Genomic DNA, 23,290 nt, shown 5'->3' on the forward strand with positions numbered 1-23,290 from the left:
ACGCCCCTTCCCGTTGGCCTCGAACAACCAGGATGCGCCATCAGAACGGACAAAAGGCGCCCAACGTGAACACACGCCGAGCGCCTTTCATCACATTCGACCCGCCTCCGACTACAGCAGGCCGTCCCACATCTGTTCGAGCAGCACCGACCACCAGTTCTCCGGCGACGACAGCGCCGCCGGGTCCAGCATCGCCAGCTGCGCCTGGAAGTCGACCGTCCAACGGCCCGCCTGCTCCGGGTTGAGACCGAACCGCAGCCGCCACATCCGCCCGAGCAGCGCCATCGACCGCGCGAACTCCGGCAGCCCCGTGTTCACGAACTGCGGCGGCACCGACTGCCCGCCCGGACCGGCCTCCACCGGCACCGCCACGATGTGCGCGGTCCCGTACTGGACGCAGATCGCCCGACCGAAGTCCGAACCGAGCACCAGGTACGAACTCGCGTCCGGCGCCGCCTGCACCTGCCGCTGCGCCGCCAGCTCCGCGAGCGTCGGCACCACCGGCACCGCCGGCTGCGCCCAGAAGAACGGACCGAAGTCCGCCGGAAGCCCCGCCCACACCAGCGTGCGCGCCACCAGCTCCGGCACGCCCTGCCGGGACACCGCCCGCTGGTCGAAGCGCAGGATCCCCGGACCGAACGCGCCCGCCAGCTCCTGCGCGACCCCCTCCGGGGGGATCGGCGGCGCCGGCTGCACCTGCGGCAGCGGAGCCCGTACCGGAGCCGGACGCGCCGGACCGTCCGCGACCTGGTGCAACTCGCCCTGATGCGTCAGGAGTTGCCGCATACCCTGCTGCCGGCCCGCGTGGTCGCGGCCGTACGGGGCGATGCTCGTGATCCGCGCCTGCGGCCACGTCTCCCGGATCATCCGCGCGCAGTAACCGCCCGGCAGCTCACAGGACTCCAGCTCCGTGTGGAGTTCGAGCACCTGCTGCGGCGGCACGTTCATCGCGCGCAGCTCGTGCAGGATCTGCCACTCCGGGTGCGGGGTGCCCGGCGCCGAACGCCGGATGATCTGCGCCTCGGAACCGTCCGGCGCCCGGTACCGCAGCACCGCCTGGTAGCCGGGACCGACCGTCGGCTGCCCGGTCGGCTGCGGATAGCCGTACGCCGGAGGGACCGGCCCCGGAGCCACGGGACCCGGGCCCGGCGGCACCGGCCCCGGAGGCACGGGACCGGGCGCGGGCGGCGGCACGTGCCCACCGACCGGCGGCGCCGGCGCGGGCGGGGGCGGCGGAGCCCCCGGACCACCCGGGCCCCCCGGACCGGGGTGCGCCAGCATCGTCGCCGCCTGCGCGATGCCGCCCGGAGGCGTACCGCCACCCGGCACGCCCGGCGGCGGCGGGGGCGGCGGAGGCGCGCCCGGGCCACCCTGGTTCGGGTGCGCCAGCATCGTCGCCGCGTGGTGCACCGGCTGCGGCGGCGTCACGGGACCCGGCGGGGCCGGCGGAGGCGGCGGACCGGGCGGACCCGGCTGCGCGGGCGGCTGCGGCCCCTCCGGGCCGAGCTGCGACACCAGCTGGGTCGGGATGTACGCGTTGGAGCCCTGCGAACCACCCGGGACGCCCGGCACACCCGGCGGCGGGGGCGGCGTCGGACCGCGCCCGGCCTTCGGAGGCGGGGTGGCCTTGCTGGTCGCGGCGTCCGCGATGTCCCCGGTACCCGACACCGGGGGCGCGGGCGGCGGAGGCGGCGGCACACCCGGACCGGCCTGCGCGGGAGCCGGAGCGGAAGCCTGTACGGGAGCCGGCGAAGGCTGCGGCACGGGCGGGGCCGGAGGCGCCGGCGGGGTCTGCGGCACGACACCCGGGGCCTGAGCCTGCGGCTGAGCCGGGGCCGGGGCAGCCGGGTCGAGGCGGGGGGCGATCGCGGTCGGGGGCAGCGCACTGCCCCCCTTCATCAGGGCCGTCGGCGCGTCCGCGCCCACCGACGGCGGCGGGGTGTCCTCGTCGTCCGTCCCCGACAGCGGCGGCGCGAAGACGGTCGCGGGCAGCGGCACCGCCCCGTCGGCACCCCCGGAACTCGCGTTCGCGTCCACCCACGGACTGTCGGACGCGGGAACGGGAGCGGGCACGGGCACCGGCGGGGCCACCGGCGCGGACGCGGGCGTCGCCGGTACGCCGTCCATCGCCGTCGGCACGTACGCCTCGTCCTCGGAAGCCGGAGCCACGGGGGCCACGGCGGGCGCGGCGGGCGCGGCCGGAACCGGAGCCGTAGCGACCTCGGAAGCCGAAGACGCCACCGAAACGGAAGAGGCCACCGAAGCCGAAGGCCCCGGCTCCCCCGCCTCCACGCCGTCCGACACGTCGTCCACCGGCGCCGACGCGCTCGCGCTCTCCTGCGAGGCGTGCGACTCCTCCCGCGGCAGCCCGATCTTGTCGGCCGCGTCCTGCAACCACTCCGGCGGACTCAGCAGGAACGACGTCTGGTTCAGATCGATCCGCGCCGCCGGCACCGCCGCCTGCGCCGGAACCTCGTCCGCCGCCCCGTACTCCTCCTCGTACCGCCGGATCACCTCACCCACCGGCAGCCCCGGCCACAGCGTCGCCTCACCACTGCGCGCGATCACCAGACGCTGACGCCCGCCGTCCGACGTCGGACCGCCCTCGCGGTCCTCCGCCCACACCACGAACCCCAGCTCGAACTCCCGCACCCGCACCTCACGGTGCTGGTACGACGGCAGGTCGCCGTTGATCCATTCCTCGGCGCGCTCCTGCGCCTGCGCGAACGTCACCACAGCCAGCTCACTCCCCCACCGGGACCACGGGCACGGCACGCGCGAAGCCGCCGTCCACCATCAGGTTCGCCACCGTCTCCAGCTCCGGCGGATTGCCCGCCAGACGCCCGAGGAACGCGTCGAAGTCCGCGCCGCAGGGCAGCAGCAGCCGCTCCACCCGCTCGTTCACCGTCCAGCCGGCCGCCACCTCGCCGGAGTCCCGCGCGTCGTCGTACGCGCAGAACCACACCGAACCGACCGCCGCGCCCCGCACCTTCAGCGCGATCAGACCACCCTGGACGAACGCGACACCCAGATAGTCCTTCGTCAGATGGTCACGGAGGCACTTGTTGACGTAGACGAGGTCGTTGACCCCCGCCTCCTCCCGCACCGTGAAGAACGGCTGGTCCACCAGGAGCCCCAGCTCCGCGTCGAGCGCCGCCCCCACCGGAGCGCACCCGCCCGCCGCCTTCAGGAACGTCCGGTACGCCCCCGGCAGCCGGTAGCCGAGGTCCTCCTCGACACCCTGGAGCTGCTGCTCCGACACCGACACCCGGCCCTTCGGCAGCCCGAAGTGCACCGGCCGGGTCTCCTGCAGCGGACGCGTCCCCCGCTTCGACTGGTCCACCGCCGCCGTCGCCACCCCGCCGTGGTGGCGAAGCAGCGCCTTCACCTCGACCGGGACCAGCTCCATCCGCCGCGAACCCGCCACGTGGTGCCACGTCCAGCCGTGCGGGGTCGCCACCGCCGGGATCGTGTCCCACAGCTCATGGCCGGTCGCCGCCAGCGCCGCGTTCGCCGACACGTAGTCCGTCAGACGCAGCTCGTCGACGCCGAAACCCTCCGGCGGATCGGCGATCTCCGCCGCCGCCCGCGCGTACGGCGAGAAATCCGGGTAGCCGTGCTCGTCCACCCGCACCCCTCTGGGGTGACGGGAGGCGCGGACCGGATCCGGGAAGTGCACGACCTGCCCGGCGTAGGCCGCGTTCGGTGGCGCGGTGTCCTGCCCGAGCCGACCTGTCGTCATGGCGGTTGCCCCCTGCATGGCGTCGCTGACTGCTGCTCCAGGCTGATTCGCACAGCCTGGTTCCGCACAGCCTATGCGCTGCCACAAGAGGCCGAACCGGGCCCGAAGCGACGACCACCCGGCGGCCACCGGCGGTGACCAACTGTCACGAAGCCATGACGGGTGCACCATGATTCCGACACACCGAAGACGTGTTTCGCCGACCCAGCTTCCCCATATGGCTCCCTATTTGGCAGGCTGTCCACGCAACTCGGGGGATTGCAGGAGGGGAAGACCAGCACCATGCACGTAGCAACAACGCCCACACAGGGTGACCCACGCCTCAACTGGAGCAGCAGCGCCGAGGCCACCCGCGCACCCTTACTGCGTCACCGCCGCGACGGAATCCTCCCCACCGTCGGAGCCGCCCTCTCCGTCCGCGGCGAGACACTCACGTGCACCGCGGGCCGCGGCGACCGGCCCCCCGTCCTGCACGCCCTCGTCCAGGACTTCCTGGACACCCTCACCAGCAGCCAGCGGGAACGGTTCACCGGCCGCTGCCCCGAGGCGATCCTGCTCTCCCGGCACCTCACCGCCACCGAGAGCGCCCGCTCCAAACGCGCCCAGCGCAAACCGCTCACCCACAGCGAGGCCCGCCGCTCCCTCAAACACGCCAAACTCACCGCCCGGCGCATCCGCGAGGACGGCGACCCGCTCCACGGCAGCTACGCCGCACCCTGCCGCTCCTGTACGGCGATGCTCGCCCACTTCGGCGTCCGCGCCGTCGACCCCACCACGCCTGTCGAGAACGGCTGACCGCACACCCATGCCCGACCACCTCAGCACCACCCGCTTCCCGGTCAACGTCGACGCCGCCCTCCGCGAGGCCGGCTGGCAGCCCGGCCGCTGGGACATCAAGCTCGCCGAAGAATGGGCCGACACCCTGCGCGCCCACGTCTCCCCCGCCGGACACCGGCACAGCGTCTTCCCCGCCGCCGTGGAGGCCTGGGCCGAATTCGGCGGCCTCCGCGTCACCGCACCCGGCCACGGCCGGCAGATAGCACCCGCCGCCATCCGCTTCGACCCCCTCGCCGGCCTCCACCTCTCCCGCACCCTCGCCGACCTCGGCCGCGCCCTCGACACCGAGCTCGCCCCGCTCGGCGAGGAGGGCGAACACCAGGCCGTCCTCGCCATGGACGTCGAAGGCCGCGTCTACAGCCTCGACCACGCCGGCGACTGGTACCTCGGCAAGGACATCGACGCCGCCCTCTCCACCCTGATCACGGGGGCCCAGCCGACCCGCCTCACGGCAGCGGGCTAGGCGGGCCCCGTCGGCAGCACCGCCGACACCTTGAACCCGCCCGCGTCGGTCGGACCCGACACGAACACACCCCCGAGACGCACGACCCGCTCCTTCATCCCCACGAGCCCGTTCCCCCCGCTCGGCAGCCCCACATCCGCCACCGCCCCGTCCGAAGGCCCGTTCTCCACCTGCATCGCGACCTCCGCGACCCGGTGCGCCAACCGCACCACGACCTTCGCACCCGCCGCATGCTTGTGGACGTTCGTCAACGCCTCCTGCACCACCCGGTACGCCGTCCGCTCCACCTCCGGGGCGTACGGACGCGCCTCACCCAGCACCACCAGCTCCACGGCCGCCCCCGCCAGCCGCGACTGCTCGCACAACGCCTCCAGGGCGTCCAGACACGGCCCGTCCTCCGCGGCGGCCTCGGCCGCGGCAGCAGCGGCGCGCCCCACGGCGGCGAGCGGCACGGCGGCGGGCCCGACGGGACCCCCGTCCTCCCGGAGCACCCCCAACATCTCCCGCAACTCGGTCAACGCCTGCCGCCCCATGTCCCCGACGAGCGCCGCGTTCCGCACGGCCTTCTGCGGATCCTTCAACGCCACCGCCTGCAACGCCGCCGCATGCACCACCATCAACGACACCCGGTGCGCCACCACGTCGTGCATCTCCCGCGCGATCCGCGTCCGCTCCTCCCGCCGCGCCCACTGCGCCCGCTGCTCCGCCCGGTCCGCCAGCAGCGACAACTCCTGCTCCAGCGAATCCGCCCGCTCCCGCAGGCTCTCCATGAGCCGGCGCCGGGCCCCTATGTACAGGCCGAAAAGCACCGGCGGCGCGTTGAGCCCCAGCGTCATGAACAGCGCCACGCTCGGCACGTACCAGCCACTCGGATCGATGTCCGGCGACCCCTGATCGACCTGCGCGACGTCCTGCCGCATCCGCACCATCGTCACCACGAACACGGCCAGCGTCGACATCCCCGCGAGCGCCGCCGTGATCCGCCGGGGCACCTCGGAGGCGGCGAGCGAGTACAGCCCGACGATCCCCATCAGGAAGGCCATCTCGGCGGGCGCGACCGCGATCGACACCAGCACGACGGCGATGGGCCACCGCCGCCGGAACAGCAGCACGGACCCCACCATCAGCCCGAACACCACCCCCACGGGCACGGGCAGCGAGGCCTTCTCCGCGAAGCCGACGCCCTCGATCCCGCACTCCAGCGCGGACACGACCGCCAGCCCCACATCGAGAACGGCACTCCGCCGTCTCCCCCACCACCACCAACTCCCGACGCCCCCAGCGTCCCGGTCTGCCCCCGTTGTGGTCATACCCACCACCCTACGGGTGGCCCCCCACGTCAACGCTGCGCACACGAGTCCCTCGAACTGTTGAATCGCCCGCACTTTCGATCCGGATGTCCGCATTCCGGACGATGGTGTTCGTATGACAGTCGCCACCAGCAAGTACGCGGACTTCGAGAACCTGCGCGAACAGGCGATCACCCTCCGCCGCGAGGGCCTCAGCCGCCGTCAGATCCGCGACCGCCTCCGCGTCGACAACAACGACCTCCTCAACCGCCTGCTCGAAGGCGAGCCCCCACCGGAGTGGACGAAGCGCCCGAACGCGAAGGACGACCTCCGCGACCGCGCGAGGGAGCTCCGCCTCCAGGGCTGGACCTACGACCAGATCCAGGTCGAACTGGGCTGCTCGAAGAGCTCGATCTCGCTGTGGGTCCGGGACCTCCCGAAGCCGGAGCGGAAACGGACCCAGGAGGAGGCGTCAGAGATCGCCCGGCGGGGCTGGGAGGTCACGCTGCGCCGACGCGAGGAGGAGCGCCAGGCAGTCAAACGCACGGCGGCCGCAGAAATCGGGGCCATGTCCGAACGGGAACTCTTCCTGCTCGGCGTGGGCCTCTACTGGGCGGAGGGCACGAAGGACAAGCCGCATGCTCGCCGTGAACGCGTGGTCTTCGTGAACAGCGACCCCGGGATGATCCAGGTCTTCACCGCATGGCTCGACCTCCTCGGCGTCGAACCCGAGCGGCGGAAGTACTACGTGATGATCCACGAGACCGCGGACGCGGGCGATGCCGAGCGGCACTGGGGCGATCTCGTCGGCGTCGATCCCTCGACCTTCGGCAAGACGACCGTCAAGCGGCACAACCCGCGGACCAATCGCAAGAACGTGAGCGCCGACTATCACGGCTGCCTCGCGATCCGAATCCTGGGGAGCGCCGATCTGTACCGTCGCATTGAGGGTGCCTGGTGCGGCATAGTAGGGGCCGTCTCGATCTCCCCAACAGGGAATCGGACATAGAGGGCGAACTATCCCGGATCGTCTAAGGGCAGGACAAATGGTTTTGGTCCATTGAATGAGGGTTCGAATCCTTCTCCGGGAGCCCAGGCACTGCGGGTCCTGACCGTCCAGGTCAGGACCCGCACTCATGCCCGCACACCGGCCCCCCGGTATCCTTCGTGCGTCCACCACCCAAAGCCGAAGGGCATTCCCGTGAGCGCCAACCGCCCGGCAGCCGTCGTCGTCCTCGCAGCGGGTGAGGGCACCCGCATGAAGTCGAAGACCCCCAAGGTCCTGCACGAGATCGCCGGGCGTTCGCTCGTCGGGCACGTCGTGTCCGCAGCCCGGGAGCTGGAGCCCGAGCACCTCGTCGTAGTCGTCGGGCACGCCCGGGAGCTCGTGAAGGAGCACCTGGACGCGTACTACGCCGGGACCCGGACCGCCGTCCAGGAGCAGCAGAACGGCACCGGGCATGCGGTGCGGATGGCGCTGGAGGAGCTCGTCGAGGTGCCCGAGGGGACCGTCGTCGTGGTGTGCGGTGACACGCCGCTGCTGTCCGGGGAGACGCTGAAGGCGCTGGCCGGTACGCATGCCGCCGACGGCAACGCCGTGACCGTGCTGACGGCCGAGGTTCCGGACTCGACCGGGTACGGGCGGATCGTGCGGGACGCCGGGACGGGTGCCGTGACGGCGATCGTCGAGCACAAGGACGCCTCCGAGGCGCAGCTCGCGATCCGGGAGATCAACTCCGGTGTGTTCGCGTTCGACGGGAAGCTGCTCGCCGAGGCGCTGGGCCAGGTGCGGACGGACAACAGCCAGGGCGAGGAGTACCTCACCGACGTGCTGTCGATCCTGCGCGAGGCCGGTCACCGGGTCGGCGCGTCCGTCGCCCCCGACCACCGGGAGATCCTCGGGATCAACAACCGGGTGCAGCTGGCCGAGGCCCGTGCGCTGCTGAACCAGCGGCTGCTCGAGGCGGCCATGATGGCCGGCGTCACCGTCCAGGACCCCGCCTCGGTCTTCGTGGACGTCACCGTGACGTTCGAGGCGGACGCCGTGATCCTGCCGGGTACGCAGCTGCTGGGGACCACGCACATCGCGGAGGACGCCGTCGTCGGGCCGAACACGCGTCTGACGGACGTCACCGTCGGCAAGGGTGCCCGCGTCGACAACACCGTGGCCTTCTCCGCCGTCGTCGGTGAGGGCGCGTCCGTGGGGCCGTTCGCGTACCTGCGTCCGGGGACGAACCTCGGGAAGAAGTCGAAGGCCGGTACGTACGTCGAGATGAAGAACGCGACGATCGGTGAGGGTACGAAGGTCCCCCATCTGTCGTACGTGGGTGACGCGACGATCGGCGAGTACACGAACATCGGCGCCGCGAGCGTGTTCGTGAACTACGACGGTGAGGCGAAGCACCACACCACGATCGGCTCTCACTGCCGTACGGGTTCGGACAACATGTTTGTGGCTCCTATCACCATCGGGGACGGGGCCTACACCGCCGCGGGGTCCGTGATCACGAAGGACGTGCCGGCCGGTTCGCTGGCCGTGGCCCGGGGCCAGCAGCGGAATATCGAGGGTTGGGTGGCCCGGAAGCGGCCCGGAAGCGCTGCCGCGCAGGCCGCTCAGGTGGCCGCTGAGGAGTCCGCCGGCGAAAGCTGACCGGAAACGGGTACGTCGAACTCGGCGTACCGTGATACGTGCACACAAATTCGGCTGGTTCGCACGCGCGCACGGTTGCGCGAGGGTCGCGGCCAGAGAACACGTCTGAGGAGACAGTGCTGTGACCGGGATCAAGACGACCGGCGAGAAGAAGCTGATGCTCTTCTCCGGCCGCGCCCACCCCGAGCTGGCCGAGGAGGTCGCGCACCAGCTGGGCGTCGGTCTCGTTCCGACCAAGGCGTTCGACTTCGCCAACGGTGAGATCTACGTCCGCTTCCAGGAGTCGGCGCGCGGCGCGGACTGCTTCCTGATCCAGAGCCACACGGCTCCGATCAACAAGTGGATCATGGAGCAGCTGATCATGATCGATGCTCTGAAGCGGGCTTCCGCCCGGAGCATCACCGTGATCATCCCGTCGTACGGCTACGCCCGTCAGGACAAGAAGCACCGCGGCCGTGAGCCGATCTCGGCGCGTCTGGTGGCGGACCTGCTGAAGACGGCGGGTGCGGACCGCATCCTGACCGTGGACCTGCACACGGACCAGATCCAGGGCTTCTTCGACGGTCCGGTGGACCACCTGTCGGCGCTGCCGGTCCTGGCGGACTACGTGGGTGCGAAGGTCGACCGCGAGAAGCTGACGATCGTGTCTCCCGACGCGGGTCGCGTGCGGGTCGCCGACCGTTGGTGCGACCGTCTGGACGCCCCGCTGGCGATCGTGCACAAGCGTCGCGACAAGGACGTCGCCAACCAGGTCACCGTGCACGAGGTCGTCGGTGACGTGAAGGGCCGCGTCTGTGTCCTGGTGGACGACATGGTCGACACGGGTGGCACGATCTGCGCCGCCGCGGACGCGCTGTTCGCGCACGGTGCGGAGGACGTCATCGTGACGGCCACGCACGGCATCCTGTCGGGTCCGGCCGCGGACCGGCTGAAGAACTCGAAGGTCAGCGAGTTCGTCTTCACGGACACGCTGCCGGTGCCGGGCGCCCTTGAGCTGGACAAGATCACGGTGCTGTCGATCGCGCCGACGATCGCGCGCGCGGTGCGTGAGGTGTTCGAGGACGGTTCGGTGACGAGCCTCTTCGAGGAGCACTGAGCCCCCGCTGAGTAGCTGAGAAGGGCCCTTTCCCCGCCCGGGGGAAGGGCCCTTCGTCATGCCCGCGGCTTCACGCCCGCAGCGCGTCGACCGCGATCCTCGCCGCCCTGCCGATCGCCGCGTCGGCGGCCGGGAGGGTGACGTCGGTGGAGGCCGACCGGGTGAAGACGGCGACGGCGTACCGGCCGCCGTCGGGGTATTCGACGACGGCGGCCTCGTGGCGGAGGGTGGGCAGGGAGCCGGTCTTGCCGCTGACGCGGACGTCGTCGAAGGGGAAGCCGGCGGCGAGGCGGTGGGTCCAGGCCTGGAGGCCGAGGAGGGCGCGGAGCTCCTGGCCGTACGGGCCGGGGCAGAGTTCGTCGCGCCAGACGGCGGCGAGGAGGGCGGTGATCTCGCGGGGGGTGGAGCGGTTGGTGCGGGTGGGGTCGAGGGCGCGGAGGCGGGCGAGGACGGTGGGGTCGGTGTAGCCGGCGGGGTCGCCGGCGGTGTCCTCGCGCAGGGTGGCGTACAGCTCGGTCATGGTCTGGACGGCGAGGGTCTGCCGTAGGCCGAGGTCGGCCATGGTGGCGTTGACGGTGTCGAGGCCGAGGGCGTCCCAGAGGAGGTCGGCGGCGGTGTTGTCGCTGACGGCGACGGCGAGGCCGGCGAGGTCGCGGAGGGAGAGGCGGGCGGCGTCGCGCATGACGGAGAGGCCGGTGGAGCCGGGGGCGCGGCCGGTGGCGGGGATGTCGACGGGGCGGGTGGGGTCGACGAGGCCGAGGTGGGCCTGCCGGTAGAGGGTGGCGACGAGGCAGAGCTTGTGGACGCTGGCGGTCGGTACGAGGGTGTCGGAGCCGATGCCGAGGGCGGTGCCGGTGTCGATGTCGGTGGCGTGGAGCCGGCCGGTGACGCCCGCGTCGGCGAAGGCCGCGGTGATGCGGCGGGTGGCGGGGTGGGGGGTCACAGGGGGAACTCCGATGCGGGGCGGGGGAAGACCATCCTGGCGGATGGGGCGGGCCGCATGTCGGCGTGCTCGCGGAGGATCTCGTGGGCGGTGTCGGTGAAGAGGCGGACGGCGGGGCTGTCCTTGCCCTCGGGCCAGGCGGTGGAGGTGCGCCAGGTGACGGGGGAGCCGCGGAGGGGGCGCCAGACGGTGCCGTCTCCGTCGGGGGTGCGGGGGACGAGGGCGACGGCGCGGCCGGAGAGGACGAGGGCGCGGGTGAAGTCGGGTCCGGCGGCTTCGTGGACGGTGGCGGGGGTGCAGCCGTGGCGGGCGCAGGCGGTGAGGGTCTCGTCGTGGAGGGCGGGGGCTTCGGCGCGGGGGAAGAGGACGAGGTCGCGGCCGGTGAGGGCGGGGGTGGGGAGTTCGGGGGGTGTGGCGAGGGGGTCGTCGGCGGGGAGGAGGGCGCCGAGGGGTTGGTGGAGGGTGGGGCCGAAGGCGAGTCCGGGGGCGGGGCAGGGGTGGCGGACGATGCCGGCGTCGAGGGTGCCGGCGGTGAGTTCGGCGGTCTGTTCGGTGGTGGGGAGTTCGCGGAGTTCGAGGTCGGCGCCGGGTGAGCGGGTGCGGAAGGCGGTGAGGAGGTGGCCGACGGCGGTGGCGCCGAGTCCGGGGGGTACGGCGGCGCGGAGGGTGCCGAGGGCGCCGCTGTGGACGCGGGCGACGGTGGCGGTGAGCCGGTCGGCGGCGGCGAGGAGGTGTTCGGTCTCGGTGAGGACGAGGCGGCCGGCGGGGGTGAGGGCGGCGCCTCGGGGGCCGCGGTCGAGGAGGCGGACGCCGAGTTCGCGTTCGAGGCGCTGGATGCGCTGGGAGAGGGAGGGCTGGGCCATGCGCAGTCGGGCGGCGGCGCGGCCGAAGTGCTGTTCTTCGGCGACGGTCCTGAAGTACCGCAGGTGCAGGAGCAGGTCCATGATCAGCAAGGATAGGCGTGTGCCTATGGCTCGTATCCCGATATGAGTCTTGGACTGGTCGTACGCGTGTCTGTTTCGCTGCCCGGTATGACGAAACAAACGACGCATCGGGGACATGTACGGGGCCGTCGGCGCAGGTGGCCGGCGGTGGTGGTGACGGGGGCGCTGGTGGCGGGGGCCGCCGGGTGGGCGGTGGTGTACGGGCCGCTGAAGCCGGGTGCGGAGGGGCCGGTGGTGGCGGATCCGGAGGCCGTACGGACGGCGAAGGCGTTTCTGGGGAGCTGGGCGGCGGGGGATCTGGCGGCGGCGGGGCGGCTGACGGATGCGCCGGTGAAGGCGGAGGAGACGCTGCGGAACTTCACGGCGGGTCTGGAGATCGCGAAGCCGGTGCTGACGGCGGGTGCGGCGCGGCCGGAGGGCGAGGCGGGGGCGCGGGTCGCGTTCGCGGCGAGGATGCCGGTCGCGGGGCTCGGGACCTGGTCGTACGGCTCGGAGCTGGCGGTGGTGCGTACGGAGGCGGGGTGGCGGGTGCGGTGGGAGCTGCCGCTGATCCATCCGCAGCTGAACGACAAGCAGCGGTTCAAGCTGGTGGAGGAGGATTCCTCGGAGCTGGCGGCGGTGGACCGGGACGGGAGGGCGATCTCGGCGGCGGAGCATCCCTCGCTGGTGTCGGTGCTGGGTCTCGGCGGGGGCAGGCCCCGGGGCGAGGTGCGGGTGGTGGACCGGATCACCGGGGAGACGAGGGGGACGGCGGTGCGGTTCGGGCCGGATCCGGGGAAGGACGGGGGTCCGCTGCGGACGACGATCGACGCGCGGACGCAGGCGGCGGCGGAGAAGGCGCTGGCCCGGCATGCGGCGGGGCGGAACGCGGGTCTGGTGGCGGTGCGGATCGACAGCGGCGAGGTGGTCGCGGTGGTGAACGGTCCGGCGGGCGGCTTCAACCGGGCGTTCCAGGGGACGTACGCGCCGGGGTCGACGTGGAAGGTGGTGACGAGTGCGGCGCTGCTCGCGAAGGGGGCGGTGACGCCGGAGTCGCGGGTGGACTGTCCGAAGTACCTGACGGTGGGGAAGCAGTTCCACAACGTGGAGACCTCGGAGATCCCGGACGCCACGTTCCGGCAGGACTTCATCCATTCGTGCAACACGGCGTTCGTGGCGCTGCGGGGGCGCCTCGGACACGACGAGATGACGGTGTTCGCGAAGGAGTACTTCGGGCTGGGGCCGGAGTGGAAGACGGGGGTGAGTTCGGTGGACGCGGAGGTGCCGGTGCCGGCGGACGAGCCGGAGAAGGCGGCTTCGCTGTTCGGGCAGGGGCGGCTGCGGACGAATCCGCTGGCGATGGCGTCGGTGACGGCGACGGCGGTGTCGGGGACGTTCCACCAGCCGCTGCTCGTGAAGGGGACGGAGCAGCCGTCGGTGGTGACGAAGCCGCTGCCGCGCGGGGTGGTGGCGGGGCTGCGGTCGCTGATGCGGGACACGGTGACGGACGGTTCGGCGAAGGTCCTCGCGGGGGTGCCGGGCGAGGTGGGGGCGAAGACGGGGACGGCCGAGGTGACGGAGGACGGGAACAACAACGGCTGGCTGGTCGCGTACGACGGGAAGATCGCGGTGGCGTGCGTGGTGGAGGAGGCGGAGAGCGGCTCGGGCTCGGCGGGCCCGGTCCTGCGCGACCTGCTGAACGAGCTGGCGGGTTGATGTGCCCCGCTGATCCATTTGGGCGGGGTCGGGGGCAGCGGGTAGACTGCCGTAGTTGCTCGGCGAGGGAGGCCGTGCCCGTTCAGGGTCACGGCGGTCCGTTATCGACGCGCTCTTCGTAGCAGGCCATCGCCAGTCGTGGCCGGGTGACCACCTTTTTCGTCACCTTCTACGAGGAGTGCAACATGTCCGAGGTCAAGCTCGCCGCTTCCGTCCGCTCGGAGTTCGGCAAGGGTGCCGCCCGTGCCATCCGCCGTGACGCCAAGGTTCCCGGTGTCCTCTACGGCCACGGCTCGGAGCCGGTCCACGTCACCCTCCCGGCCCACGAGCTCGGCATGGCGCTCCGTACGCCGAACGTCCTGCTCTCCCTGGACATCGACGGCACCAACGAGCTGGCGATCCCGAAGGCCGTCCAGCGCGACGCCATCAAGGGCTTCCTGGTCCACGTCGACCTGCTCCTCGTGAAGCGCGGCGAGACCGTCACCGTCGAGGTCCCGGTCCACGCCGAGGGTGAGCTCGCCGCCGGCGGCAACCTGCTGGAGCACGTCCTCTCCACCGTCTCCGTCGAGGCCGAGGCCACCCACCTCCCCGAGGCCCTCACGGTCTCCGTCGAGGGCCTGGAGGCCGGTGCCTCCGTCCTCGCCAAGGACATCACCCTCCCGAAGGGCGTGACCCTGGCCACCGACGCCGACGCCGTCGTCCTCCAGGTCCTGGCCGCCCAGGCCGAGGAGCCGGCCGCCGAGGCCGAGGCCGAGGGCGCCGAGGCCTGAGCCGTAGGCTCTGCCTGACGTGACGGGGTGACGGGCCGTACGGGCCCGTCACCCCGTTTCTCTTGTACGGACACGCGGATACGAGGAGAGCTGCGCACATGACGGACGACGCGAACGCCCCCTGGCTGATCGTCGGTCTCGGCAACCCGGGGCCCGAGTACGCGGCCAACCGCCACAACATCGGCTTCATGGTCGTGGACCTGCTCGCGGACCGGATCCGCGGCTCGTTCAAGCGGGCGCAGAAGGCGCAGGCGCAGGTCGTCGAGGGCCGGATGGGGCCTCCGGGGCCCGAGAACCGCCGGGTGATCCTCGCGAAGCCGATGTCTTACATGAACCTCTCGGGCGGTCCGGTGACGGCGCTGCGGGACTTCTACAAGGTGCCGACGGCGCACGTGGTGGCGATCCACGACGAGCTGGACATCGACTACGGGGTGCTGCGGCTGAAGCTGGGCGGCGGCGACAACGGGCACAACGGCCTGAAGTCGATGACGAAGGCGATGGGCGCGGAGTACCACCGGGTGCGGTGCGGGATCGGGCGGCCGCCGGGCCGGATGCAGGTCGCGGACTTCGTCCTGAAGGACTTCTCGTCGACGGAGCGCAAGGACCTGGACTGGTTCGTGGACCGGGCGGCGGACTCGGTGGAGTGCCTGGTGGCGGAGGGCCTGGAGCGGGCCCAGTCGGCGTACAACTCCTAGGACCCGACGGTCGGGACGTACGACTGTACGATCGCGGGTCATGACGCACGTCCGTACCGCAGCCATGGCCCTGGTCGCCCTGTTCCTCGTCGTCGCGGGTGCCTGGGCCTCGTGGAACTCCGCCCAGCACGTCCTGCTCTCCCAGGGCCGCGAGCACGGGACGCTGACGGTGACCGACTGCACCGACGAGACGTGCAGCGGCCGTTACGTCCCGGAGGATCCGTCGTCGACGCGCCGGACGCTGACGATCGCGCGGTCGGTGGCGGCGGAGAAGGGCGTGACGATCCCGGTGGTGGTGAAGCCGGGGACGGACGAGGGCGTGCGGACGGGCTGGGGCGGTGGTCTGCACGCCTGGCTCCCGCTGGGCGGTGCGCTGATCCTCGCCGCGCCGCTGGTCGGCGGCGGGATGCGGCTGCCGCGGACGGCGTGGTCGCTGGCGGGGGCCGGTGGGGCGGTACTGGTGGCCGCGTTCTTCGCCCTCTGATGCCCCGTTTAAACCTGTTTCCTGAGCCAATCGTTATGGACTGCTGGCTTAAAGGCGACTTAAGGCGACGGATAGGCTGCCCCAGCCACCTCCCACGGCATCCTCATCCCACAGATGGACGACTATGCGACGCTCCCTCATACCCGCAGCCGCTCTTGTCGCGGCCATGGCGGGCTCCTCCCTGGCTCTGGCCCCCGCCGCCTTCGCGTCGGACGGCTCCTACCACTACAAGCTCCACCAGCCGACGCCGATCACCGCCGCCGGTTTCGACGAGCACGGTGACTGCAAGACGATCCCGGCCGGCCAGGACGGCTGGCACTTCGTCATCCCCGGCAGCACCGTGAACTTCGTCAAGCTGACGGTGACGTTCGAGCCCGGCGGCGAGCAGGTCATCACCTCCTTCGGTCCGCCGTCCGACAAGCACGCGTACGTGGCCTCCGCGCCGGGCGCGAAGCTGGTCTCGGCCGAGGCCGACGTCGACGGTGTCATCAAGCAGGGCTGGTTCAACCTGTCCCACACCTGCCCGGCCACCGAGACCGGCAGCACGGGCGGCTCCACCACCGGCGAGCAGACCACGGGCGGCTCCACCACCGGTGAGCAGACCACCGGCGGTTCGACGACCGGCGAGACCACCACGGGTGAGACCACCACGGGTGAGACGACGACCGGTGAGACCACCACCGGTGAGACCACCACGGGCGAGACCACCACCGGCGAGACCACCACCGGTGAGACCACGACCGGCGAGACCACCACGGGCGAGACCACCACGGGTGAGACCACCACCGGTGAGACCACCGCGACCGGCGGCTCCACCACCGGCGAGACCACCACGGGTGACACCACCACCGCGGGCGGCTCCACCGGCTCCACCGGCGCCGACACCAACGGCGGTTCGACCACCGGTGGCAAGGAGGGCAACCTCGCCGAGACGGGCTCCAGCGCCCCGGTCGGCATCATCGCCGCCGCCGCTCTGGCCCTCGCGGCCGCCGGCGCGGTCCTGGTGACCCGCCGTCGCAAGGCCTCGCAGAACTAAGGCCCATGACAGAGCCCCCGTGGAGGATTCCACGGGGGCTTCGTCATGCCTACGGGACGGGCGTCAGCCGGTGTTGCGGAGGCCCGCCGCCACGCCGTTCACCGTGAGGAGCAGGGCCCGGGCGAGCAGCGGGTCCGGGTCCTCGCCGCGCTCGGCGTCCGCGCGCTGGCGGGCGAGGAGCGCGACCTGGAGGTAGGAGATCGGGTCCAGGTAGGCGTCGCGGATGGCGAAGGTCTGCTGGAGGACCGGGTTGGAGTCGAGGAGCTTCTCGCCGCCGGTGACCTTGAGGACCTCGGCGACGGTCAGCTCGTGCTCGGCCTCGATGGCGTCGAAGACGTGCTTGAGGTCGTCGGGGACCAGGGTGTCGACGTAGTGGCGGGCGATCCGCAGGTCGGTCTTGGCGAGCGTCATCTCGACGTTGGCGAGGAAGTTGCGGAAGAAGTGCCACTTCTCGTACATCTCGCCGAGGACCGCGTCGAGTCCGGCCTCGCGCAGGGCCTTGAGGCCGGAGCCGACGCCGTACCAGCCGGGGACGATCTGGCGGGACTGGGTCCAGCCGAACACCCAGGGGATGGCGCGGAGTCCGTCGAGGGAGACGCCGGAGCCGGGGCGGCGGGAGGGCCGTGAGCCCAGGTGCAGGTCGGCGAGCTGGTCGACAGGGGTGGAGGCGAGGAAGTACGCCGGCAGGCCGGGGTCCTCGACGAACTTGCGGTACGCGGTGTGGGCGGCGTCCGAGACGGTGTCCATGGCCGCGTCCCAGCGGGCGAGGGCCTCGTCGGACTGGCGCGGCGCGGTGTGCAGGGCGGAGGCCTGCAGGGTGGCGGCGACGGTCAGTTCGAGGTTCTCGCGGGCGAGCGAGGGGATCAGGTACTTGTCGGAGATGACCTCGCCCTGCTCGGTCACCTTGATCTCGCCCTCCAGGGTGCCCCAGGGCTGGGCGAGGATCGCGTCGTGCGAGGGGCCGCCGCCGCGGCCGACGGTGCCGCCGCGGCCGTGGAAGAGGCGCAGGCGGACGCCGTAGCGGTGGGCGACGTCGCGGAGACGGCGCTGGGCGCGGTGGATCTCCCACTGGCTGGTGGTGATGCCGCCGAACTTGGAGGAGTCGGAGTAGCCGAGCATGACCTCCTGGACGTCGCCGCGGAGCGAGACGAGGCGCCGGTAGGAGGGGTCGGCGAGCATGTCGTCGAGGATGACGTCGGCGGCCTTGAGCTCGTCGGTGGTCTCCAGGAGCGGCACGATGCCGATCTTGGCCCAGCCGGCGTGCAGGTCGATCAGGCCGGCCTCGCGGGCGAGGACGGCGGCGGCGAAGACGTCGTCGGCGCCCTGGCACATCGAGATGATGTACGACTCGATGACCTCGGGGCCGAAGCGCTCGAAGGACTCCTTGATCGTGTGGAAGACGCCGAGGGTCTTCTCGCCGGCGGCGTCCAGCGGGGCCGGGGTCGGGGCGAGCGGGCGGCGGGAGCGGAGCTCCTTGGCGAGCAGCTTCTGCCGGTAGTCGCGGGGCATGTCCGCGTACCGCCAGGACTCCTCGCCGAGGCGGTCGAAGAGCTGGCCGAGGGCGTGGTGGTGGGCCTCGGCGTGCTCGCGGACGTCCATGGTGGCGAGCTGGAGGCCGAAGGCGGAGAGGGTGCGGATGACCCGGTCCATGCGGCCGTCGGCGAAGAGGGCGCCGCGGTGCTCGCGCAGGGAGGTCTGGATGAGGGTGAGGTCGCGGAGGAGGTCGGCGGTGCCGAGGTAGTCGCGGCCGTCCTGGTGGGGGGTGCCGTGGGCGAGGCGCTCGCGGGTGTTGACGAGCTTCTGCCGGATGCAGGTGGCCTTGAGGCGGTACGGCTCCTCGGCGTTGAGGCGCTTGTAGCGGGGGCTGATCTCCGGGAGGAGGTCCAGGTCGCGCTGGAGGGAGTCCAGGAGGTCCTGGGTGGCTCCGGTGTAGCGGATGGAGTTGGAGAGCAGTCCGCGGAGGAAGTCGACGAGTTCGAGGGCGTCGGTGATGCCGTGCTCGTGCTGGAGGATCAGGACGTCCCAGGTGACCTGCGGGGTGACGTTGGGGTTGCCGTCGCGGTCGCCGCCGATCCAGGTGCCGAAGGTGAGGGGGCGGGTGCCGGCGGGCAGTTCGAAGCCGACGCGCTCCAGTTCGGCGGCGAGGTCCTCCAGGACGTCGCCGACGGCGTTGGCGTGCAGTTCGTCGAGGTAGTAGATGGCGTTGCGGGCCTCGTCGGCGGGCTCGGGGCGGACCACCCGGAGTTCGTCGGTCTGCCAGATGAGGTCGATGTTCTCGGCGAGCCGCAGGTCGGTGCGGCGCCGGTCGACCTGGCTGACGGGGGTCTCCAGGAGGGCGGCGATGCGGCGGAGCTTGTTGAGGACGGAGCGGCGGGCGGCTTCGGTGGGGTGCGCGGTGAAGACGGGCCGCACGTTGAGGTTCTTGACGGTCTCGCGGACGTGCTCGGGGTCGCCGTCCTTGAGCATGTCGGCGGTGCGGGCGAGGAGGCCGCCCTCGGCGGCGCGCTTCTCGCGCATCTCGCGGCCGCGGTGGACCTGCTCGGTGACGTTCGCGAGGTGGAAGTAGGTGGAGAAGGCGCGTACGAGCTTGGCGGCCGTCTCGAGTTCGACGCCCTGGAGCAGCTCGGCGGCGGCCTCGCCGTCCTCGCGGGTGAGGCGGCGGACCTTCTCGACGAGGTCGAGGAGTTCGTGGCCTTCCTGGCGGACGAGGGTCTCGCCGAGGAGGTCGCCCAGTCGGCGGATGTCGGCGCGCAGCTCGGCGCTGGCGGTGGGGGTCTGGTCGGCACTGCTCACAGGTGCGGCTCCTTGCAGCGTTTGAGCACGTCTGGAGGGGTTTCCGGAGGCTTGCGGACCGCGCTGTCCGACGCGTCCAGGATAGGTGTCCACATGGTGGGCGGCGGGCAGGTCCCATCTTTGCGCCCTCTTGCCGCGCGCCACTGCGCTGCCATACTTACGACGCCGTAGGTTACGGAGGCGTAGCCACGACTTCGCCTTCGACGCGTTCCCCCTTTTTTCACTCACTCACCAGGGACATCCATGACCATGAGCCCCGAGATGACGGCGGCGTCCGCGACGCCGGACGACTCCGCGGCCCTGCCCTCCGCCACGCTGGGCGGGGACAGCAAGCGTTCGATCGAGCAGATCACCCTGCTGCTGTTCATCACGGTGCCGTTCCTGGCGCTGCTCGCGGCGGTGCCGCTGGCCTGGGGCTGGGGGGTGAGCTGGCTGGACCTGGGGCTGATGGTGGTCATGTACTACGTCGGCTGCCACGGGATCACGATCGGTTTCCACCGGTACTTCACGCACGGTTCCTTCAAGGCGAAGCGGCCGCTGCGGATCGCGCTCGCGATCATGGGTTCGCTGGCCGTGGAGGGGCCGCTCGTGCGCTGGGTGGCGGACCACCGCAAGCACCACAAGTTCTCGGACGCGGAGGGTGACCCGCACTCGCCGTGGCGGTTCGGCGAGACGGTTCCGGCGCTGATGAAGGGCCTGTGGTGGGCGCACATCGGCTGGATGTTCGACGAGGAGCAGACGCCGCAGCACAAGTACGCGCCCGATCTGATCAAGGACCCGGCGATCCGGCGGATCTCGCGCCAGTTCGTGCTGTGGACGATCGTGTCGCTCGCGATCCCGCCGCTGGTGGGCGGGCTGGTGACGATGTCGTGGTGGGGCGCGTTCACGGCGTTCTTCTGGGGTTCCCTGGTGCGGGTGGCGCTCCTCCACCACGTGACGTGGTCGATCAACTCGATCTGCCACGCGGTGGGCAAGCGTCCGTTCAAGTCGCGTGACCGCTCGGGCAACGTGTGGTGGCTGGCGGTGCTGTCCTGCGGCGAGTCCTGGCACAACCTGCACCACGCCGACCCGACCTCGGCCCGGCACGGGGTGCTGCGCGGCCAGCTCGACTCCAGCGCGCGGCTGATCCGCTGGTTCGAGCAGCTGGGCTGGGCGAGCGACGTGCGCTGGCCGGCGAAGTCCCGCATCGAAGCCCGCCGCCAGAGCGCGCCCGCCGACGCGGCATGATGGAAGACGTGGCGATCGAGGGCAGGACCGGCGGTACGGGCAGCGGCGGCGGAGAGCAGAAGCCGGTCGCCCGGCGGGGACGCCGGGTGCGGATGACGGGCGCGCAGCGCCGTGAGCAGCTGCTCGACATCGGTCGCACGCTCTTCGCGGAGAAGGGCTTCGAGGGCACGTCGGTGGAGGAGATCGCGGCGAAGGCCGGGGTCTCCAAGCCGGTGGTGTACGAGCACTTCGGCGGCAAGGAGGGGCTGTACGCGGTCGTGGTCGACCGGGAGATGCGGCAGCTCCTCGACGGGGTGACGGGGGCGCTGACGGCGGGGCATCCGCGGGAGCTCCTGGAGCAGGCGGCGTTCGCGCTGCTCGACTACATCGAGAACTACACGGACGGGTTCCGGATCCTCGTACGGGATTCGCCGGTGGCGCAGTCGACGGGCACGTTCGCTTCGCTGATCAGCGACATCGCCACGCAGGTGGAGGACATCCTGGGGCTGGAGTTCAAGGCCCGCGGCTTCGACCCGAAGCTGGCCCCGCTGTACGCGCAGGCCCTGGTGGGCAGTGTGGCGCTGACGGGCCAGTGGTGGCTGGACGTCCGCAAGCCGAAGAAGGCGGAGGTCGCGGCGCACCTGGTGAACCTGGCGTGGCACGGTCTGGACGGTCTGGAGCAGAAGCCGCGGCTGATAGGGCACCGGAAGAACTGAGCGCCGCGGGACGTACGAGCTGACGGACTGCGGAAAACGGCTGGACCGGCCACTTCCGCGCAGGAGTACACTCCTGCCCACATCCGGGGGGGTGTTCGCCCTCCGCGCGTGCCCGTGGCCGTGCGGAGGTGTCGCGGAGCCCTCGTTCCGGCCCTGAGTTCTACGTTCCCCAGGGGGGGATCTTTTGCGTTCCGCACTCTCCGGGCGTGCGCGTCGTGTCACCACCTGCACCGCGCTCGCCCTCTCCGCCGGCATGCTGCTGGCGTCTCCCGCCGTGGCCGACACGGCGCCCCGGCCGCCCCGGCCCGTCGTGGAGCAGCCGCTGATCGCCGACACGACGACGCCGAGGCTGGACATGTCGCAGCCGGCCGTCGGGACGGGCTCGGTCCGTGCGGCCGGGGCGACGGCCGTCGTGCCGTCCCGTTTCGACGTGGACGGCGACGGCAGGACCGATCTGATCCACCGCAAGCAGGACGGCCGGACGTACGTCGCGCCGACCGCCACGGCGGCGGCCGTCAAGTTCCTGGCCGACGACTCGCTCCTCACCCACAACCTCGACCTCGTTCCGCTCGGGGACCAGGACGGCACGGGCAGGCCCGAGGTGCTCGCGGTCTCCCGGAACGGCGTGCTGCGGCTGTACGCGGAGGCCACCTCGACCTCCGGCACGCTCACCTGGTCGGGCAAGGGCTGGAACGTCTACAACAAGGTGTTCTCGCCCGGTGACGTCGACGGTGACGGGAAGGCCGACCTGCTGGCCCGGCAGTACAACGGCGATCTGTACTCCTACCGGGCGACCGGGGTGCCGACGGCGCCCTTCGCGGCCCCGGTGAAGGTCGGCTACGGCTGGGGCGCCTACGACCAGGTCGTGGGCGTCGGCGACAACAGCGGCGACGGCCTCGGCGACGTCGTGGCCCGCACCCCGGACGGCAAGCTGTACTTCTACGGCAGCACCGGCGACCCGGCCGCCCCGTTCAAGCCGCGCAAGGAGATCGGCGGCGGCTGGCAGGTCTACAACCAGATCGTCGCCCCCGACGACCGCAACGGTGACGGCAAGGCCGATCTGCTCGCCCGGGACCAGTCCGGTGCGCTCTGGGCCTACAGCGGTCTCGGCAACGGCGCGTACACGGCGCCGGTGAAGCTCTCCGGCAGCTGGCTCAGCGTGGACCAGTTCGCCGGGGCGGGCAACATCCCCACCGCCGGCAGGAGCGGGTTCCTCGGCCGCGACAAGGGCGGCACGCTCTTCTGGTACGGCGACCAGAACGACGGCAAGCTCACCGCACGCGCGCAGTGGGGCGCCACCGGCTACTGGGCCGGCATGAACCTCTCGTACGTCTCCGCCCTGGACGAGGGCGCGTTCGCCGACCTCCTGGAGATCTACCAGGGCCACCTCTACAACGTCGACCGGGACCTCGGCGGCGGCTGGCAGATCTACAACCTGCTCGTCGGCCCCGGCGACCTGTCCGGGGACGGCAACTCCGACCTGCTGGCCCGGGACGCCTCCGGTGTCCTGTGGCTGTACAGGGGCGACGGCGCGGGCACGGGCGTCGCCTCCCGGATCAAGGTCGGTTCCGGCTGGGGCGCGTACAACCGGCTCCTGGGCGCGGGCGACTTCTCGGGCGACGGCCGGGCGGACCTGCTCGCCCGGGACGGCTCCGGCAACCTGTGGCTGTACAAGGGCACCGGTTCCGCGACCGCTCCGTTCGCCGGACGCGTGCGGATCGGCACGGGCTGGGGCACGTACACCAAGCTGGTGACGCCGGGCGACCTGAACGGCGACGGCAAGGCCGACCTGCTCGGGGTGAACGCGGCGGGCGAGCTGTACCGCTACCTGGGCACGGGCACCGGCTCCGCCATCAGCGCCCGGGTCAAGATCGGCTACGGCTACCAGATCTACGACACCCTGTACTGACGGGCCGTCGGGCGGCCCCGCA

At 71.8% G+C, this 23,290-nt stretch carries 19 protein-coding genes and 1 tRNA gene; 14 read left to right on the forward strand and 6 right to left on the reverse strand.

The window, feature by feature from the left end:
• Positions 1–111: 111 nt before the first annotated feature.
• Positions 112–2,736, reverse strand: a complete 2,625-nt coding sequence (locus tag ACH4TP_RS20735) for an SUKH-4 family immunity protein (protein ID WP_398438757.1) — start codon at positions 2,734–2,736, stop codon at positions 112–114.
• A 7-nt stretch (positions 2,737–2,743) separates the two neighbouring features.
• The gene (locus ACH4TP_RS20740) at positions 2,744–3,742 is read right to left on the reverse strand and encodes an SMI1/KNR4 family protein (RefSeq protein ID WP_389227829.1); all 999 of its coding nucleotides are present in this window, start codon (positions 3,740–3,742) and stop codon (positions 2,744–2,746) included.
• Positions 3,743–4,024: 282 nt separating this feature from the next.
• Between ACH4TP_RS20740 and ACH4TP_RS20745 the strand changes: the two genes are divergently transcribed.
• Both ACH4TP_RS20745 and ACH4TP_RS20750 read left to right on the forward strand, forming a co-directional pair.
• Positions 4,025–4,537: a YwqJ-related putative deaminase gene (locus tag ACH4TP_RS20745; protein WP_389227826.1), complete on the forward strand. Its 513-nt coding sequence runs from the start codon at positions 4,025–4,027 to the stop codon at positions 4,535–4,537.
• Between the two features lie 10 nt (positions 4,538–4,547).
• A complete protein-coding gene (locus ACH4TP_RS20750) occupies positions 4,548–5,042 on the forward strand; it encodes an SUKH-3 domain-containing protein (RefSeq protein WP_389227823.1) in 495 nt (164 codons plus the stop codon).
• On the opposite strand, the gene ACH4TP_RS20755 is transcribed toward ACH4TP_RS20750, so the two are convergent.
• The gene (locus ACH4TP_RS20755) at positions 5,039–6,352 is read right to left on the reverse strand and encodes a sensor histidine kinase (RefSeq protein WP_398188446.1); all 1,314 of its coding nucleotides are present in this window, start codon (positions 6,350–6,352) and stop codon (positions 5,039–5,041) included. The two genes, ACH4TP_RS20750 and ACH4TP_RS20755, sit on opposite strands and share 4 nt — an antisense overlap.
• 115 nt (positions 6,353–6,467) lie before the next feature.
• Between ACH4TP_RS20755 and ACH4TP_RS20760 the strand changes: the two genes are divergently transcribed.
• From ACH4TP_RS20760 to ACH4TP_RS20775, 4 genes are all read left to right on the forward strand, one after another.
• Positions 6,468–7,340, forward strand: a complete 873-nt coding sequence (locus ACH4TP_RS20760; protein ID WP_398438758.1) for a hypothetical protein — start codon at positions 6,468–6,470, stop codon at positions 7,338–7,340.
• Positions 7,341–7,351: 11 nt separating this feature from the next.
• Positions 7,352–7,422, forward strand: a tRNA-Gln gene (locus ACH4TP_RS20765).
• Positions 7,423–7,532: 110 nt separating this feature from the next.
• A complete protein-coding gene (gene glmU / locus ACH4TP_RS20770; RefSeq protein ID WP_389227818.1) occupies positions 7,533–8,981 on the forward strand; it encodes a bifunctional UDP-N-acetylglucosamine diphosphorylase/glucosamine-1-phosphate N-acetyltransferase GlmU in 1,449 nt (482 codons plus the stop codon).
• Positions 8,982–9,102: 121 nt separating this feature from the next.
• A complete protein-coding gene (locus tag ACH4TP_RS20775) occupies positions 9,103–10,077 on the forward strand; it encodes a ribose-phosphate diphosphokinase (protein WP_030690291.1) in 975 nt (324 codons plus the stop codon).
• Between the two features lie 70 nt (positions 10,078–10,147).
• Here the strand turns inward: ACH4TP_RS20775 and ACH4TP_RS20780 are convergent, their stop codons facing one another.
• The gene (locus tag ACH4TP_RS20780) at positions 10,148–11,020 is read right to left on the reverse strand and encodes a serine hydrolase (RefSeq protein ID WP_398188014.1); all 873 of its coding nucleotides are present in this window, start codon (positions 11,018–11,020) and stop codon (positions 10,148–10,150) included.
• Entirely contained in the window at positions 11,017–11,964 is a 948-nt protein-coding gene (locus ACH4TP_RS20785) for a LysR family transcriptional regulator (protein ID WP_398438759.1), read from the reverse strand. The genes ACH4TP_RS20780 and ACH4TP_RS20785 overlap by 4 nt, the downstream gene beginning before the upstream one ends.
• A gap of 87 nt (positions 11,965–12,051) precedes the next feature.
• Between ACH4TP_RS20785 and ACH4TP_RS20790 the strand changes: the two genes are divergently transcribed.
• The 5 genes from ACH4TP_RS20790 to ACH4TP_RS20810 all read left to right on the forward strand — a co-directional run bounded on the left by ACH4TP_RS20790 (position 12,052) and on the right by ACH4TP_RS20810 (position 16,644).
• Entirely contained in the window at positions 12,052–13,659 is a 1,608-nt protein-coding gene (locus tag ACH4TP_RS20790) for a penicillin-binding transpeptidase domain-containing protein (RefSeq protein ID WP_398438760.1), read from the forward strand.
• Positions 13,660–13,844: 185 nt separating this feature from the next.
• Positions 13,845–14,429, forward strand: coding sequence for a 50S ribosomal protein L25/general stress protein Ctc (locus tag ACH4TP_RS20795; protein WP_389227808.1), 585 nt, complete (start codon positions 13,845–13,847; stop codon positions 14,427–14,429).
• A 98-nt stretch (positions 14,430–14,527) separates the two neighbouring features.
• The gene (pth, locus tag ACH4TP_RS20800) at positions 14,528–15,124 is read left to right on the forward strand and encodes an aminoacyl-tRNA hydrolase (protein WP_389227805.1); all 597 of its coding nucleotides are present in this window, start codon (positions 14,528–14,530) and stop codon (positions 15,122–15,124) included.
• A gap of 40 nt (positions 15,125–15,164) precedes the next feature.
• Complete coding sequence (locus tag ACH4TP_RS20805) at positions 15,165–15,608, forward strand: hypothetical protein (protein ID WP_398188023.1); 444 nt, start codon at positions 15,165–15,167, stop codon at positions 15,606–15,608.
• A 124-nt stretch (positions 15,609–15,732) separates the two neighbouring features.
• A complete protein-coding gene (locus tag ACH4TP_RS20810) occupies positions 15,733–16,644 on the forward strand; it encodes an LPXTG cell wall anchor domain-containing protein (protein WP_398438761.1) in 912 nt (303 codons plus the stop codon).
• Between the two features lie 63 nt (positions 16,645–16,707).
• On the opposite strand, the gene ppc is transcribed toward ACH4TP_RS20810, so the two are convergent.
• Positions 16,708–19,437 (reverse strand): phosphoenolpyruvate carboxylase, encoded by a 2,730-nt coding sequence (ppc, locus tag ACH4TP_RS20815; RefSeq protein ID WP_398188029.1) that lies wholly within the window; start codon positions 19,435–19,437, stop codon positions 16,708–16,710.
• Positions 19,438–19,680: 243 nt separating this feature from the next.
• Between ppc and ACH4TP_RS20820 the strand changes: the two genes are divergently transcribed.
• From ACH4TP_RS20820 to ACH4TP_RS20830, 3 genes are all read left to right on the forward strand, one after another.
• Positions 19,681–20,664, forward strand: coding sequence for an acyl-CoA desaturase (locus ACH4TP_RS20820; protein WP_398188032.1), 984 nt, complete (start codon positions 19,681–19,683; stop codon positions 20,662–20,664).
• Complete coding sequence (locus ACH4TP_RS20825; protein ID WP_389228071.1) at positions 20,664–21,359, forward strand: TetR/AcrR family transcriptional regulator; 696 nt, start codon at positions 20,664–20,666, stop codon at positions 21,357–21,359. Before ACH4TP_RS20820 ends, ACH4TP_RS20825 begins: the two co-directional genes overlap by 1 nt.
• Positions 21,360–21,543: 184 nt before the next feature.
• Complete coding sequence (locus ACH4TP_RS20830; protein WP_398188035.1) at positions 21,544–23,268, forward strand: FG-GAP repeat domain-containing protein; 1,725 nt, start codon at positions 21,544–21,546, stop codon at positions 23,266–23,268.
• Positions 23,269–23,290 lie beyond the last annotated feature (22 nt).

The organism is Streptomyces sp. NPDC021012 (assembly GCF_044333355.1).
Classification (GTDB): Bacteria; Actinomycetota; Actinomycetes; order Streptomycetales; family Streptomycetaceae; genus Streptomyces.